Annotated in this window: 15 protein-coding genes; 9 read left to right on the top strand and 6 right to left on the bottom strand. The window is 44.1% G+C overall.

What is annotated here, in order from left to right; genetic code table 11:
* Positions 1-29: 29 nt before the first annotated feature.
* A complete protein-coding gene (locus tag L1D50_RS01170; protein ID WP_138524313.1) occupies positions 30-1,190 on the bottom strand; it encodes a M23 family metallopeptidase in 1,161 nt (386 codons plus the stop codon).
* A 179-nt stretch (positions 1,191-1,369) separates the two neighbouring features.
* Between L1D50_RS01170 and L1D50_RS01165 the strand changes: the two genes are divergently transcribed.
* Positions 1,370-1,531, top strand: coding sequence for a hypothetical protein (locus L1D50_RS01165; protein ID WP_162847800.1), 162 nt, complete (start codon positions 1,370-1,372; stop codon positions 1,529-1,531).
* 16 nt (positions 1,532-1,547) lie between these two features.
* Here the strand turns inward: L1D50_RS01165 and L1D50_RS01160 are convergent, their stop codons facing one another.
* From L1D50_RS01160 to yegQ, 5 genes are all read right to left on the bottom strand, one after another.
* Positions 1,548-2,480, bottom strand: a complete 933-nt coding sequence (locus L1D50_RS01160) for a GGDEF domain-containing response regulator (RefSeq protein ID WP_128728686.1) — start codon at positions 2,478-2,480, stop codon at positions 1,548-1,550.
* Positions 2,481-2,482: 2 nt separating this feature from the next.
* Complete coding sequence (locus tag L1D50_RS01155) at positions 2,483-2,887, bottom strand: response regulator (RefSeq protein ID WP_128728685.1); 405 nt, start codon at positions 2,885-2,887, stop codon at positions 2,483-2,485.
* 2 nt (positions 2,888-2,889) lie between these two features.
* Positions 2,890-5,577 (bottom strand): PAS domain-containing sensor histidine kinase, encoded by a 2,688-nt coding sequence (locus L1D50_RS01150; protein ID WP_128728684.1) that lies wholly within the window; start codon positions 5,575-5,577, stop codon positions 2,890-2,892.
* Between the two features lie 247 nt (positions 5,578-5,824).
* Positions 5,825-6,070, bottom strand: coding sequence for a YfhL family 4Fe-4S dicluster ferredoxin (locus tag L1D50_RS01145; protein ID WP_010377334.1), 246 nt, complete (start codon positions 6,068-6,070; stop codon positions 5,825-5,827).
* A 2-nt stretch (positions 6,071-6,072) separates the two neighbouring features.
* A complete protein-coding gene (yegQ, locus tag L1D50_RS01140; protein ID WP_128728683.1) occupies positions 6,073-7,431 on the bottom strand; it encodes a tRNA 5-hydroxyuridine modification protein YegQ in 1,359 nt (452 codons plus the stop codon).
* Positions 7,432-7,751: 320 nt separating this feature from the next.
* Between yegQ and ndk the strand changes: the two genes are divergently transcribed.
* The 8 genes from ndk (at position 7,752) to bamB (ending at position 16,410) form a co-directional block, all read left to right on the top strand.
* The gene (gene ndk / locus L1D50_RS01135) at positions 7,752-8,183 is read left to right on the top strand and encodes a nucleoside-diphosphate kinase (protein WP_010377338.1); all 432 of its coding nucleotides are present in this window, start codon (positions 7,752-7,754) and stop codon (positions 8,181-8,183) included.
* A 195-nt stretch (positions 8,184-8,378) separates the two neighbouring features.
* Positions 8,379-9,515, top strand: a complete 1,137-nt coding sequence (locus L1D50_RS01130) for a bifunctional tRNA (adenosine(37)-C2)-methyltransferase TrmG/ribosomal RNA large subunit methyltransferase RlmN (RefSeq protein ID WP_128728682.1) — start codon at positions 8,379-8,381, stop codon at positions 9,513-9,515.
* A 142-nt stretch (positions 9,516-9,657) separates the two neighbouring features.
* Positions 9,658-11,151, top strand: coding sequence for a type IV pilus biogenesis/stability protein PilW (gene pilW, locus L1D50_RS01125; RefSeq protein ID WP_239965341.1), 1,494 nt, complete (start codon positions 9,658-9,660; stop codon positions 11,149-11,151).
* A gap of 8 nt (positions 11,152-11,159) precedes the next feature.
* Entirely contained in the window at positions 11,160-12,011 is an 852-nt protein-coding gene (locus L1D50_RS01120) for a RodZ domain-containing protein (RefSeq protein ID WP_239965340.1), read from the top strand.
* 5 nt (positions 12,012-12,016) lie between these two features.
* Positions 12,017-13,135 (top strand): flavodoxin-dependent (E)-4-hydroxy-3-methylbut-2-enyl-diphosphate synthase, encoded by a 1,119-nt coding sequence (ispG, locus tag L1D50_RS01115; RefSeq protein ID WP_010377346.1) that lies wholly within the window; start codon positions 12,017-12,019, stop codon positions 13,133-13,135.
* A gap of 179 nt (positions 13,136-13,314) precedes the next feature.
* On the top strand, positions 13,315-14,592 hold the full coding sequence (gene hisS / locus L1D50_RS01110) for a histidine--tRNA ligase (RefSeq protein ID WP_128728679.1): 1,278 nt from the start codon (positions 13,315-13,317) through the stop codon (positions 14,590-14,592).
* A 9-nt stretch (positions 14,593-14,601) separates the two neighbouring features.
* Entirely contained in the window at positions 14,602-15,219 is a 618-nt protein-coding gene (locus tag L1D50_RS01105; RefSeq protein ID WP_095728661.1) for a tetratricopeptide repeat protein, read from the top strand.
* A 9-nt stretch (positions 15,220-15,228) separates the two neighbouring features.
* A complete protein-coding gene (gene bamB / locus L1D50_RS01100) occupies positions 15,229-16,410 on the top strand; it encodes an outer membrane protein assembly factor BamB (RefSeq protein WP_239965338.1) in 1,182 nt (393 codons plus the stop codon).
* Positions 16,411-16,459: the final 49 nt, after the last annotated feature.

Genomic DNA, 16,459 nt, shown 5'->3' with positions numbered 1-16,459 from the left:
GCCTAATAAAGTGGTTGTGCATGCTCTAATTACTTATATAACGCGCGCCATGCACAGGTGCGATAACCATTTTTTTCAAAGAAGAAACGGCTACAGTTATCATCGTAATTGTAGTTACCCACATCGATACGGTAACCACTGATATACCAGTTATGTAGTGAAATATGTCCACCGTTGTACAGCAGAGAAAAGTGAACGTGAGGACCGCTGGATTGACCGCCCTGGCATAATGCTGTTGCTTTATCGTCCGCGTAACGGCCAAGCCAAGCACCTGCAGAAATGACATCACCAGTGTTATATTGCAGGTTTTCCATATGGTAATACTGAGTCGAATAGCCGCTTGAGTGAGTCACGCGAATATTACAAGCTGAGTAGCGGGTAACCGTACCGCCATGTGCTGCTTGAACCCAAGGTGTATTACTTCCCCAGCCACCCGAACCGTTATTAAAATCAAGCGATGAGTAAGGGTAACCAGAGCCCGTATTTGAGTGTGCGCCACCGCTATACCAAGCGTAACCGGATGGCCATGGGAAGCTCATGCTAAAGCTAGCAGCGGATACCGCTTGTGTTGAAGCTTGTTCATTAAAAGCGATGCTGTTGTCTGCTTTTAATGCCAACGACTCACCGTTAAATAAAGTTTGGTAAGTATTGAGTAGGGCATCTACCGATGTGTGTGTTAGATCTGCAAGTGCGACTGTTGCTTCGTTTACTGCTGGTAACTTTTTAGCTTTGCCCTCATCGCGAAGTTTTTGAAATGCGTAGTATCTTGCACTCAAATTAAGTGCTACATCTTTTACTTGCGCATCAAACCCATGTTCATCAGAGAGTGTACCAAACGGTGCAAAGAGAGCTTGATTATTTGGGTTGCTTATCACACCTGACTCGAGCTCCATTAGTGCCAGCAATAACTTAGGGTTAATACTGGCGTATCCAGCATAGTGTAAGATCACTTCGAGCTTGTCTTTTAAATGCGGTGCAGTGCTATCAAGTACTTGCTGCCAATCTACTTGCTGTAAAGCATTACTGAAAAGGAACAGTTCAGGGTCTACGGCCATCACACTAGAAATAGGTAAGGTATTGATGTGTTCAGCAGTAAATTCAGGCATAGCTACAGAGTCATGCTGACCTGCAGCTGTTGCTTGATGTGAGAGGAGCGCGATTAAACACGCTGATAGATAGTGGCGTTTCATGTTGTATCCTTTCTGTTTGTTTTTTGTTCAATTAAGTTATACCTAAATGTGATTATTTTGTAAAATAAAAGTTTAAAATGTGATTTCTTTGAGTGAGATGCTTAGATTTTTGCTTGGTAGATTGGGGTTTTTTGTAAAAGCGACTATAAAAAAGAAAGTAGTGTGATGTGGAGGTTGCTATGAAAAGGCTAATTACCCTGTCTCAACTAGAGGAATTACTCGAGGAAAGACAAGGAGGGGAGCGCCGAAAGCAGCAAAGTAATGTTCTGCCTTTCGTTGAAAGGCGCAACCATGTTAGGCGAAAAGCTGACAAACAATACGTTCAAAATAGAATAGATTAGTATCCTTATTCATCTCTTATTTTGATGTGAGCCCTGCATCCGAGTATAACGCGTAAGGTAAGTGATTAGTCTTAGCGTGATACATAGCTTTATCTGCTTTAGCAACTAACTCTTCAGCCGATGTGGCGTCAGTTGGGTAAATCACCGCACCAATACTTAAGTCCAGCTTTACTTCGCGGATATTTGCACTTTCATCTTGGAGGCAGTAATTATCGCTGAGCAAGTCATATTTATGCTGAGCAAGTTTTTGTAATTGATTTTTTTCTGTTAGGTGAGTGGCTATAACAACAAATTCATCACCACCGTAGCGTGCTACAAAGTCTGAAGCGCGTTTATACATTTTAAGTTTAGCCGACAGTATTTTTAGCAGTTGATCGCCCGCTTGATGACCTAGCTGATCGTTGACAGGTTTAAAGTTATCGAGATCAATAAACAGCACACCAAATCCATGGCCATATCGCTCTGATTCAGAAATCGCGCGTTCTAGTTCGCTATCAAATGCGCCGCGGTTATGTAGCATAGTGAGCCTATCCATCACCACCAGGTTCTCCAAGTTCCGCTGCATTTCATAACGTTCTTTTGAGAAGGATATTGTACGCGCCAACAGTGGGCCGCTCACTTCGTGTTTTGGTATGTAATCTTGAGCACCAAGCTGAATTGCTTTTTCGCCAAACAGCGTTTCAGACACCCCTGTTAACACGATGATAGGAGCGCTGATAGGCAGTTGTTTTACTTTAATCAGCGTAGCAAGGCCTTGGCTCTCATCAATGTTCAAATCAATAAGAATGGCTTCTGGTTTGACTGTGTTTAATGCGGTTTTAAGTTGCTCTAAATTTTTGAAATGCTTAACATTAAACTTCTGTCTACCGTCAGTATTTGCAAGCGTGCGCTTCACTAAGTAAGCATCTTCATCGTTGTCTTCAAGAAGATAAATCAGCCATGTATTCATAGTTACCCTCGCACGACACAGTTATTGTCAAACCAATACTGCTTGATTAATTTGATCAATGACTCTAAATCACTTAAGCGTCCGGGTTTGGTAATATATGACTTAGCACCTAATTGATATGCTTTTCGAATGTCACTGTGGTGAGTGGAGGTGGTATAGCATACAGTTATTAATTTATCGGCAACTTGTTCTTTTTTTAACACTTCCATGACCTCAAAGCCACTCATTTTTGGCATGTTTAAATCCAATAAAATAACCTGATCATAGGTTGCGATAGAATTGAGATAGTGCAACAGTTCATGACCGTCAGAAAAAATCTTAAGCTCCGGCGCATTGGCAAGGCTGCTGTATGCCCTTTTAAAAAAGTAGACATCATCAGGATCATCCTCAACTAATAACAGTTCCATTATTACCCCTTTGCCTCTTTTGGCAGTATGATTTCAAATAAAGCGCCATCATCACTTTGCAGGCATTTTATTGAGCCGCTATGTAATTTTACGATTTGTTTGCACAGCGCAAGCCCAATACCACTGCCATACTCTTGCGTGGTGCCAAAGCGTCTAAACGGTTCAAAGATTTGCTGGCGTCGAGATTTTGGGATCCCAAGTCCATTGTCTTTATAATGGATCACCGTTTCATGACTGGTTTGGCTAGTGTAAATTTGGATCACTGGCGTAAGCTTTGGTGACTTAAATTTAATGCTGTTACTGATTAAGTTTTGCAGTACTTGAAGAAAAAGCGAGGGATCAAGTTTGATAGGTAAGTCACCATTCTCGAGTTTAATTTCTGCACCGCTTTCCTCGATACTAAAGCTCATCACTTCAGAGATATCTTCTAATAACAAAGTTAGATTGGTTGTTTGTAGCTTCAGCTCATGAGAATGCAAGCGTGATAATTTGAGTAAGTCTTGGATCATGATCCGCATCCGTTGACTGGCATCAACCAAGCGATCTATTTCAAATTTTGCATCGTCATAACCTGTTAACTCTGGCGTAATTCTTTGCGCCAAACTGTCTGAAAAAGCAGTGATCTTTCTGAGCGGCTCTTGCAAATCATGAGATGCAATGTAGGCAAAGTGCTCAAGGTGAGCGTTTGATTCTTGCAATTGCAAGAGCAATTCAGTGTGCTCGGTCATATCGACAAAAGTACCCAGCATTAATTCTGGCTCGCCATTATGATCTCGAGTGATCACGGTATCGACTGAGTAACACCAAACCCAATGTCCTTCTTTGTGCTTAAACCGATATTTGATTGGAATAAGTTCACCGTCTTGGCTGGCTCTCACTTCATCTATATGCTCGTAAACGAGTGCGCGTTCACTTTCATGAAAACACAGCTCTAGATTTGCACTGGTAAGCTCTTCAAAAGTATAACCCAATAGCTGAGTGTAACGTTTATTTATACGAGTGTTTTTGTGAAGCTTAAAGTCGTAGAGATAAAGACCACACACAGCTGAATCTATCATTCGTTGCAAAAAGTGTTGATTGTCTTTCAGCTCTTTTTCTGCGAACTTTCGCGCCGTAATATCTACAGCAATACCGACGATACGCTCAACTTGGTTTTTACTATCTTTGAGTGGATAAAGAGTCGTTTGGTACCAATACTCTTTATTTTTGAATGGTACCATTTCGGTGTAATCTACGGGTTTTGCGACCTTAACGCAAAGTTGGTAGTTTTTTTCGACTCTATCTACTAACGTCGCTTCTAACACTGTCCCTCTGAGTTCGCTGAGGGTTTTCCCCAATATTTCATCAAGTTTTACGCCAGTGCGCTGACAAGCAAATTTATTGTACTCAAGGACTCGAAATGTTTGCTTTTCTTCTACCTTTAATAACCAAATAGCCTGACTTGCGCCTTCATATATGGCATTGAGTATTTTGTTTTTTTCTGCAATCTGTAGCTCAAGGGATTTTTTCTGATGGATGTTTCTAAGTGCCCCAGACATCACCAAAGCTCTGCCGTGGTCGTCAAATTGGCTGTTTCCTACGGCGGAAAACCAAGCGTATTCCCCCTTGTTATCACGTCCTAAGTACTCGACTAGATATTGCTCCTTGGTGGTAAAGTGATGGTCTATGGCATCTTGTACTTTATCTTGGTGGTCTGGATGGATATGTGCAAACCAATCATCAAAAGTAACTTTTTCATCTTCCCTTTTACCGATCATGGTTTTCAAACGAGCAGAATAACTCACACTATTGTCAACAACATTCCATTCCCAAATACCATCCTCAGTTGCACCAATGGCGCGCTTCATTTGCTCTGTAGAGTCGGCTAGTGCCCGCTCGGTGCGTTTAAGAGAAGAGAGATTGTTAAATACTGCAAGAATTAGGTTGGTGCCATCATGAGGCTCTTGTACGAGGCGCATTTCCATTGGAATTTGATTTCCAAATTTGTCTTTAACGTGACATAGCGCTTCTTTACTAAAATCATTTTGGTCAAGTAGTGATTGACTAATTGACTCAAGACTATCAAAAGGATCATCTAAGCTGACGATGTCATGGAGTCTCAGTCCCAGTAGCTCGTTAGGAGAGTCATAGCCAAGTTCACGATAGAAGTAAGGGTTGCACTTACTGATAGACAGCAATTGGTCAAGTAATAAGGTACTGGTTGGTAAGGCATTGAGCATAAACTCGGTCACTCTGTGTTGGTCGAGTTGTGAATGAAGTGCCTGCTTTTCATCGGTAATGCGTTTGAGTCTTGCGGTTACGCCATGGAATTGATTGGGGGTTGGGATTGCAACGGCACTTGGGATCAGTCTAAAAAGATAAACTGCTGTTACCATTGAGATAAACGCTGTGACTGCTTTTGAGATGCCATGGATACCGTAAGCGCCATGCCAAACGGTGTAAACACCTATTAAATGTGTCAGCCCACATAAGGTGATGAAACTACAAAACAGCACAAAGACCCAATTTTTACCAACGTCAGGACGCTGTTTCGCATAAATCATAATCGCCATGGGGATAGAGAAATAGGCGGCGGCTATCAAAATATCGGAGATAACATTGGTCCATAGCAGGTGAGGTTGCCATAAATAGCAATGGCCATGAGGCATATACGCGCTATTAAAAAATGACTCAAATGAGTTCAAATCCATGCTATTTCCTTACTTTAACGTGAAGTCAATTCATAACTTTAACGTGAAGTCAATTCATATAACAATGCCCGTATTTAACACGGTAAAAGTGCACTCAAGCTACGAAAGTAAAAAGTCCCAATGCTCTGCTTTAACTGTAGTATATCTATTTGAAATTTCGACAAGAGGCGTAAGAAATCTTTATCGTGAGGTAGGGAAGAGGGGGGAGTTGAGAGGTTAACAAGGTGAAGCGCGTGGCTTCACCTTGTTACTCAGTGAGTCTAAGGTACTTTTCGGCTAACTGATCAAGGCTTTCTTTGTGGTTTGGATCTGGTTTGATGCAATCAATGGGGCAGACACTCACACAAGTTGGTGTGTCGTAATGGCCGACGCATTCAGTGCATTTGTCAGGGTCAATTTGATAAATTTTATCGCCCATGTAAATGGCTTGATTAGGACACTCAGGGTCGCACATATCACAGTTGATACATTTATCATTAATCAGTAATGCCATCGTTATGCCTTTTTAAAAGGATTACGAGTGTCCTCACTTTGGCCTAAATTGCGCATTAAAATGGCGTGATTTAAGTCTATGTCTTCTGGCAGTGGAATTTTGACGATATGACCAGAGCCCTTGGCGTCATCTATCGCTTCGCCTTTTTTATTTTCCATGTGTTCAAGATTAAAGTGAATATTGCCCTTAGGCGTCATCAATTCCAAGCTGTGACCAGTACAGAACTTGTTTTTAACCTCAATCTCAACGAGGCCATTATTAGTGCGACCTAGCACTTCACCAACAAACTGCTGTTGGTCAGACACCGAATGACCGTAGTCGTAATTTTGATAGTCTTGATGTGCATGACGTTTCAAGAAGCCCTCGGTATATCCTCGGTGGGCTAGGTTTTCTAGGGTCTTCATTAAGCTTGGGTCAAATGGTTTACCCGCAACAGCATCATCAATGGCTTTACGATAGACTTGTGCGGTGCGAGCAACATAATAAAATGACTTGGTACGGCCTTCGATTTTAAGGCTATGCACGCCCATGCGAGTCAGTTGATCAACATACTGGACAGCACGTAAATCTTTGGAATTCATGATGTAAGTACCATGCTCATCCTCAAATGCAGGCATGTATTCACCTGGACGACCTTGCTCTTCGAGCATAAATACTTCGTCGCTTGGTTGACCTTCCCCTAAGGTTGGAATAATCGCTTTTGGATCGACCTTATGGACAACATCCCCGGTTTCGTTTTCTTGACCAGGTTTGACATCGTAGCTCCAGCGGCAGGCATTGGTACACGTACCTTGGTTTGGATCGCGCTTGTTGATATAACCCGATAATAAACAGCGACCAGAATAAGCCATGCATAAGGCACCATGAACGAACACTTCAAGCTCAGTGTCTGGACACAATGTACGAATTTCTTCTATTTCTTGTAGCGACAACTCGCGAGAAAGAATAACCCGCTCAACCCCTTGTTTGGCCCAAAATTGTACCGCTGCATAGTTAACAGCATTCGCTTGTACGGATAGGTGAATTGGCATGTCTGGCCACTTATCGCGCACCAACATAATTAGCCCGGGATCGGACATGATAAGCGCGTCTGGCTTCATCGCGATAACAGGCTCAATATCACGTAAGTAAGTTTTCACTTTGCCGTTGTGCGGTGCAATATTTGATACGACATAAAGCTTTTTGTTTTGCTGGTGGGCTTCGTTGATTCCGATTTCGAGGTTGCTTAAGTCAAATTCGTTATTACGTACGCGCAGACTGTATCTTGGTTGTCCGGCGTAAACAGCATCGGCACCGTACGCAAAAGCGTAACGCATATTCTTTAAACTGCCGGCAGGAGAGAGAAGTTCTGGTACAAACATGGTTTACCTCATACATTGAACTGATTACGGGTCAGCTGTTGAGTGATTTCGCGTGCTGATTCTAAAAAGCGGCGCAGTATAGAAGAAAGCGAAGTAAGTAATTTTGATGTAGATCAGGTTTTTTGACATTGTGCAAGGAAGGGCAAGTTACCTTACTGTTTAAGGCTTCTGCTGGCAATTCTGCGTATTTAATCGACAAATAATTTACCAAACTTTCGTTTCTTCGCAAAGAAAGCGGCGTGAGATAGTAGGTTTTTTCTACCAAAACACGTATAATTCGCGCCCGTTAATATTCACAATAATATTTTGGAGCAAAAAAGATGGCTTTAGAGCGCACTTTTTCAATCATCAAGCCTGATGCTGTAGCTAAAAACCACATCGGTGCTATCTACAACCGTTTTGAGTCTGCTGGTCTTAAAATCGTTGCATCAAAAATGGTTCACCTTTCTCAAGAGAAAGCTGAAGGTTTCTACGCAGAGCACAAAGAGCGTCCTTTCTTTGGTGCACTAGTTTCTTTCATGACTTCTGGTCCAGTAATGGTTCAGGTGCTTGAAGGTGAAGACGCAGTTCGTAAAAACCGCGAAATCATGGGTGCTACTAACCCTGCTGAAGCGCTAGCTGGTACACTACGTGCTGACTACGCAGACAGCATCGACGAGAACGCAGTACACGGTTCTGACGCGCCTGAGTCTGCTGCTCGCGAAATCGCTTACTTCTTCGCTGAAGAAGAAATCTGCCCACGTACTCGTTAATTCGAGACTTGGTGCCAAAGAAGGGCTTTCGAGCCCTTTTTTTGTCCCGCAGCTAAGTTGCGGAATAAGCGTGCTTTGTAAAGTAATCACACTACTTCACAAAACACGTTACATTATTTGTGATGATTGCTGCTTTTTTGTACAATGCGTTGTTGGCAATTTAGCTGTTCTTACCGTCTTTAACCGAGGTTGTTCATGACCACTATTGAGAAAAAAATTAACTTACTTGATTTAAATCGCGAGGGGATGCGCGAGTTATTTGCATCATATGGCGAAAAGCCGTTTCGCGCGGATCAGGTGATGAAATGGATTTATCATTTTGGTATCGATAACTTCGATGAGATGAGTAACTTAAATAAAAAGCTTCGTGCACGTTTGCAGGCTGAGTGTGAGATTAAAGCACCTGAAATTTCAGTAAAGCAAGAGGCTTCAGATGGCACCATCAAATATGCACTGTTACTCGAAGGCGGCCAAGAAGTTGAAACCGTGTGGATCCCAGAAAAAGATCGAGCAACATTGTGTGTGTCTTCCCAAGTTGGTTGTGCGCTAGAATGTACTTTTTGCTCAACGGCGCAGCAGGGCTTTAACCGTAACTTAAAAGTGTCTGAGATCATAGGTCAGGTTTGGCGCGTGGCAACCGACATTGGTCTACATAAAGGCGATAGCACTAAACGTCCAATTACTAACATCGTGATGATGGGTATGGGTGAGCCTCTGTTAAACCTAAATAACGTTGTACCAGCGATGGAGCTGATGATGGACGATTGGGCATTTGGTTTATCCAAGCGCCGCGTCACGCTAAGTACATCAGGCGTGGTACCTGCACTTGATATCTTGAAAGAAAAAATTGATGTGGCACTGGCGATTTCACTGCATGCGCCAAACAATCCACTACGTGATGTGCTTGTACCAATCAACAAAAAGTATCCGATTGAAGAGTTCTTAGCTGCATGCCGTCGTTATATTGATGGCTCAAAAGCAAATAAAGACGTCACTATTGAGTACGTGATGCTACAAGATGTGAATGACAGTACAGATCATGCCCATGAGTTGGTGCAAGTTCTCAAAGGCACGCCGTCAAAAATTAACTTGATCCCATTTAACCCGTTCCCGGGTAATGAATATGGCCGCTCTAGTAATAGCCGTATCGATAGATTCTCGAAAGTGTTACAAGCGGCTGGGCTGACCTGTATTGTGCGTCGTACTCGTGGCGATGATATTGATGCTGCGTGCGGTCAGTTGGTTGGTGATGTTGTGGATAGAACCAAGCGTCTAGCCAAGAAAAAGCAACGTGATGACAACGCCATTGCTGTCAATGTGAGTGCACAATAACAAATAATGAGCTGGCTTGGGTCAGCTCATTTCATCTGAGCCTCAGATAAGTTCTGGTTATCTTACAAAAAATAGATGAATCTCGTAGCCTTTTGGGTAATATAGTGCAGATATAAAACCCAGTGGCATTCAAAGGTGAGTGATGCAATCGCGAAATTATCGCAAAACAGGATTGGCTGCATCCATTCTCGCAGGTGCGAGTTTAGTTTTGTCAGGTTGTGTGACGGAGAGTAGTTATCGCTCCGACGGGCGTCCTGTGGCCGAACAACAAGTCAATAACACCAATGCCGCAAGAACTCGCATTGCACTGGCACTTCAATATCTCAACTCTGGTAACACCACTTCAGCCAAATTTAATTTAGAGCGAGCATTACAGTTAGCGCCGAAACTGGCCGAAGCCCATTATACATTGGCGTATTACTATGAGCAGGTAGGTGAGCAGCAACGCGCTGATAACGCCTATCAGGCGGCTTTGGATATTGAGCCAGATAACCCTGACACGCTAAACAACTACGGTACTTTTCTTTGTCGAGTTGGTCAGTATGACAAGGCGAGCCAATATTTTTTCAAAGCGATAGAGATACCAAGTTATTTGCGGGTATCGGCAAGCTATGAAAACTTGGCGTTGTGTGCGCTGAAACAAAATGAGTATTCTCTGGCCGAGGAATATCTGCAAAGCGCGATTAAGCATAACGCGCAGCAGATGTCGTCGCAGCTTGCGCTCGCGGGCCTATATTATGCTCGCAGTGATTTCTTAAGAGCTGAAGATGTGCTTGATAATGTTGCCAAGCGTGGCTTTATTTCACCAAGAAGCTTAATGCTTGGACACTTAGTACATGTGCAAATGGGCCACCTACAGAAGGCGCAAGACATCGCCACGACCTTGGTGCAAAGTTACCCCAAATCTGCCCAAGCAGGGCTTATCTTAACTGATAACATTGCTGCAAGTGAATTTGAACGGTTGCGCAATCGCTATCGAGAAGCACAGTTAAATAAGCTTGCCGAGGCGTCGCCCAGTCATATTGTTGCGAACCCAAAAATTAAAATTAAGCGTAAGAAAACGCAATCTAATTCAACCCAATCATTCATCGTTGATTCACCCGCCGAGGCCAATAATTTCGCGCCTTCGGCAAAACCTGAAGTGGCAAAAAGCACGTCTTTAGTGAATGTTAGTCAGGACTCTGAAGCTCGGGTTGAGTTTTATCAACCGGATCCATCGGAAGTCACATTTAGTCCTCGCTCACGTGAGCCTCAAGTGCTAGCGAGTATATCGTCAAACAGTTCAAGTGTACCGTTATTAAATCGTGACGTTACGCTGCCTCAGGTGCCTTTTCATACTGTTATTGCAGGTGAAAACCTATTTAGTATTTCAGTCAAATACGACATTAAAATGGTTGAATTGATGGAATACAATCAAGTGCGGGAATCTGCAAGGTTATACGCAGGTCAAAAGGTGTATCTTAACAATCCCAATGTCGTGCATGAAATTGCGGCGGGAGATACTTTGCTCAGTATTGCCGATCGATATGGTGTGTTGATCGATGAAATTATGCGATGGAATAAACTCACTCCTGACGTGGCGCTGCAAGCAGGCCACGGATTATTAATTGTAGACCCAACAAATTACGTTTTATGAACCAAACAATGAAAGAGCAGGAAGCACCTGAACAAGAGCAGCCTTCACTCGGGCAAACTTTAGCAACGGCAAGACAAAATGCCGGGATCAGCTTTGCTGAAATTGAATCGCGTTTAAAGATGACTCATGCCCAACTTACCAAGCTCGAGCAGGATGACTATCAAGACCTAGGGCCTGAAACTTTTGTGCGTGGCTATATCAAAAATTACGCTGCGCTATTGGGGTTAAACCCTGCAGAAGTGCTGGCTAAATATCAATCTCCAGAGTTGCCGCCACAGAAAAAGCGGATGCAAAGCTTTTCTCGCCGCACTCACAAAGAAGCCCATGATAACCGCCTAATGATGGTGAGCTACATCGTACTGGCTATCGTATTGGGGTCATCGGCATTTTGGTTTTGGCAGACCAATAGTTCAGAGCAAGAAGTGGTGCCCGAAACGCCGGTCACTCAGCTTGAGACGCCAGCTGAAAATGTCACAACACCTGCGATGGGTGAGGTGGCATTACCTGCCGAGCAAGTTAATGAGATAGCCCCGCAAAGCGAGCCACAGGCGAGAGAGGCTGAGGTTTCAGTGCCTGTTGAAGCGAAACCGCAAGCGGTAAAACGAGACCCCGCACTGAGCACGGTAGTCATGCATTTCAACGAAGAAAGCTGGGTTGAAATGTTTGATGCAACACAAGAGCGTGTTGCGTTTGGTGTTAAAAAAGCGGGATATACCATGACAGTTGAAGGTAAGGCCCCTTTTTCTGTTATACTCGGCAAGCATCAGGCCGTGGAGGTCACGCTTGACGGCAAACCAGTGCCATTGCCTGCGTTTACTAAAAACCGTCTAGCTAAATTCAATTTACCGTTAACAGAGTAGTCAGCATGTTTTCAGAACCACCTATAAAGCGTAGAAAATCAACAAGGATCTATGTCGGTAATGTGCCTATTGGTGATGGCGCACCGATAGCAGTACAGTCTATGACAAACACCAATACTTTAGATGTTGATGCGACGGTGGCACAAATTAGAGCTATCCAAGACGCCGGGGCGGATATTGTCCGTGTTTCTGTGCCGACAATGGATGCAGCTGAAGCATTTAAAAGCATTAAAGAGCAAGTGGATATTCCACTCGTCACAGATATTCACTTCGATTACCGTATTGCATTACAAGTGGCTAAGTATGGTGCCGACTGCTTACGGATAAACCCAGGTAATATTGGCAGTGAAGACCGTATTCGTGCAGTGATTGATGCGGCGGGTGAGCACAACATTCCAATTCGTATTGGCGTGAATGGCGGTTCACTAGAGCGCGATTTGCAAGAAAAGTATGGTGAACCAACACCTGAAGCCTTGCTTGAGTCTGCGATGCGACATGTCGAAATTCTCCAGCGCCATAATTTTGATCAGTTTAAAGTCTCGGTAAAAGCTTCCGACGTGTTCTTAGCCGTTGGCGCTTATCGGTTACTGGCAAAAGAGATTGACCAACCTCTGCACCTTGGGATCACCGAAGCTGGTGGTTTTAGAGCCGGCTCGGTTAAATCGGCAGTTGGTCTAGGTATGCTACTTGCTGAAGGGATTGGTGATACATTACGTGTTTCACTGGCGGCTGATCCGGTGCAAGAAATCAAAGTGGGTTTTGATATTCTAAAGTCGCTGCGAATTCGTTCGCGCGGCATTAATTTTATTGCTTGCCCAAGTTGTTCCCGTCAAGAATTTGATGTAGTGAATACTATGAATCAGCTTGAGGAGCGATTAGAAGATATCGTCACACCAATTTCGGTTTCTGTGATTGGTTGCGTGGTAAATGGCCCTGGCGAAGCACTCGTCAGTGACTTGGGTCTTGCTGGCGCAAATCGCCGTTCAGGCCTTTATATCAATGGCGAGCGCCAAAAGACACGGATTGATAATGATGATATTGTCGCTCAATTAGAGTCTCAGATCCGAGAATATGTAGAGAAAAAAGAAAGCGAAGAAAAAATCGATGTAAAAATCATCGACTGATACCAGCGTAATCGTTAAGATAAGCGAATTTTCGCGCTTTCTCACGGCGTGCTAGACTGCACGACGATAAATGGCATTAAAGAAATAAAACCAATGCGATGAGACTGTTTTAGCGTATTTAGTTAAAGGGCTAAAGCAGCAGGAAATCGGTTGGTGACAAATTTAAGTTAGGGTTTTCAGTGACTAAACAACTTCAGGCAATCCGTGGAATGAATGATTGTCTGCCAGGTGACACGCAGGTCTGGCAGAAAGTAGAATCGGTGTTAAGAGACACAGTAGCGGCATTTGGTTATCAAGAGATCCGTTTTCCAGTCGTTGAGTCGACCGATCTATTTAAGCGCTCTATCGGTGAAGTAACCGATATCGTCGAAAAAGAAATGTATACCTTTGATGACCGTAATGGCGATAGCTTAACGCTACGTCCGGAAGGCACAGCAGTGTGCGTCCGTGCGGGTAATCAAAATGGTTTGCTATACAACCAAGAACAGCGCCTTTGGTATATGGGACCGATGTTCCGCCATGAAAGACCGCAAAAAGGCCGTTACCGTCAATTCCATCAATTTGGCGTTGAAACCTTTGGTATGGCAACGCCAGATATTGATGCCGAAGTGATCTTATTGACGGCGCGTCTATGGCAGCAATTTGGCATTCAAGACCATGTTACGCTTGAGCTCAACTCTTTGGGGTCAAATGAAGCGCGTGCTGAATATCGTGATGCTTTGATTGCATATCTGGAGCAACACAAAGAAGCGCTTGATGAAGATAGTCTGCGCCGTATGTATAGCAATCCACTGCGTGTGTTGGATAGCAAAAATCCAGAGGTACAAGCTGTACTTGTTGATGCGCCTAAGCTTTCTGAACACTTAGATGATGAATCACGCGAACATTTTGCTAATTTGTGTGAACGTTTAGACGCAGCTGGCGTCGAATACCAAGTTAATGAAAAGCTGGTACGTGGCCTAGATTACTACAACCGCACCGTATTTGAGTGGGTGACGACAAGCTTAGGTTCTCAAGGCACAGTATGTGCTGGCGGCCGCTACGACGGCTTAGTAGAGCAGCTTGGCGGTAAAGCAACACCAGCTGTTGGCTTTGCGATGGGTATCGAGCGTTTAGTCTTGATGCTACAGACGTTGGAGTGTGTGGGCGATATTCGTCGTAATGCAGACGTATACGTTGTTGCGATGGGTGACAAAGCGGCTATTCAAGCTCCAGTGGTTGCACAGCAATTACGAGATGATATTGCTGGCCTTCGCGTGATGGTTCATTGTGGCGGTGGCAACTTCAAGAAACAATTTAAACGTGCAGATAAAAGCGATGCTGTTATTGCGCTAGTGCTAGGCGAAGATGAACTCGCTGAAGGCAAAGTGACAGTGAAGTATCTGCGTGAACAGAAAGAACAAATCACCTTACCACTTGCAGAAGTAAAAACGCTGTTAGCAGAGCTGGTAAGCTAAGAGGTTAGAATGGAAATTTATTCAACAGAAGAACAACAAGCAGAAGCAATAAAACGATTTTTCCGTGAAAATGGCACAACGATTGTAGTCGGTGCTGTGCTTGGTTTAGGTGGTTTATATGGCTGGAAAGCGTATAACCAAAGCCAGATCGAGAGCGCAGAAGCAGCATCCGAAGCATACACCCAGGTTGTTGAAAGTGACGATGTACTAGCAAAAAGCGACGCTTTTGTTGCTGCAAATGCAGATTCTAACTACGCCGTGTTAGCAGCTTTCGTTGCTGCTAAAGAGGCAATCGACAAAGACGATCTTAAGCTAGCTGCTGAGAAGCTAACTTGGGCGGCTGATAATGTAGCCAACGCTGAGCTAAAAGCAACGGCGTTGTTAAGACTTGCACGTGTACAAGCGTCTCAGTCTCAATACGAACAAGCACTTGCAACACTGGCTAAGCCAATGCCTGAAGCGTTTAAGGCGCAGCTTGCTGAGATCCAAGGTGATATTTACCTTGCTCAAGGCGACAAAGATAAAGCACGAAGCGCTTATCAATCGGCATTAGAAGCAGCGGAAGGCAATAGCAATCCTATGCTGCAAATTAAACTGGATGATCTTGCACAAAAGACAACGGTTTAAGGAGCTGCCATGAAGAAGTTAACGATGGCCTCATTGGCTTTATGTGTTGCAGCACTCACCGCGGGTTGCTCTTCAAGTGATGATGAAGAAGAGTTAACGCTCCCTGAGATCAACAATCAATTCGACGCCGCTGTTGTATGGCAAGAGGGGATTGGTGACGGGGTTGAGCACTACTTTTCACGCTTATCTCCAGTAAGCTATCAAAGCACTGTTTTTGCAGCTGCCCGTGAAGGTTTAGTGACAGCATTTGACGCACAAACAGGTGAAGAAAAGTGGCGAGTTGATGTTCGTGAGAATAAGAGCTTTTGGCCATGGGAAGACAGTGACAGTGCGAAGCTGTCAGGTGGGATCACACAAGCTTATGGCAAACTGTATGTTGGTTCTGAGCACGGACAGGTTTTTGCGCTGGACCGTGAAACTGGCGAAATCGTTTGGCGTAAGTCAGTACCAGGTGAAGCGCTGTCTGCGCCAGCTGCAGGTGACGGTCTTCTTTACGTTAACTTAGGTTCAGGCAAGCTGGTTGCGCTGCACCCAGATACAGGTGAAGAGCGTTGGCACTATGAGCAAGAAGTTCCTGCGCTGACATTACGTGGTTTAAGCTCACCAACGAGCGCGAATGGTGGTGTATTGGTTGGCGAAGAAAGTGGCAAGTTAACCGCACTGATCGCTGAAAATGGTTTTACTGCTTGGAGCTCGGATGTTGCAATTGCAAAAGGGGCTTCTGAGTTTGAACGTTTGGTCGATGTTGATACTAAACCCGTTGTAAGCGGCGCATATGTGTATTCTATCGCCTATAATGGTAAACTAGTCGCTATTGATGTGCGCAGCGGCAATGTAGTGTGGGATCGTGAGTACAGTAGTTACCGAGACCTCACACTCGATCTTGACGTAATTTATTTGGTTGATAGCGACGGCGTACTGTACGCACTAGACAAAAACTCTGGTATTGAACGTTGGACACAACCTGCTCTGCGCGATTGGTATCTAACCGCTCCTACGGTTGCTGGCAACTACGTAGTGGTTGGCGATCAGGAAGGTAACTTACACTGGCTGGATAAGAGCTCTGGTGAGTTGGTATCGCGTACCGAGTTTGATAGTTCAGGCTTTTTTGTTGAACCGATTGTGGTTGATGGCAAAGTATTTGTTTACACGCGTGATGGTGAACTTAGCGCAGTTCAAATTCCGCAGTAACTTTCTGAATTTTTAGATATTTTATGGGGCTTCGCTTTTGCGAAGCCTT

Origin of the sequence: Pseudoalteromonas sp. Isolate6 (assembly GCF_022398435.1) — a bacterium.
GTDB lineage: Bacteria > Pseudomonadota > Gammaproteobacteria > Enterobacterales > Alteromonadaceae > Pseudoalteromonas > Pseudoalteromonas galatheae.
The sequence above is the reverse complement of the archived record's forward strand: the minus strand, read 5'-3'. Positions and strand labels throughout refer to the sequence as shown.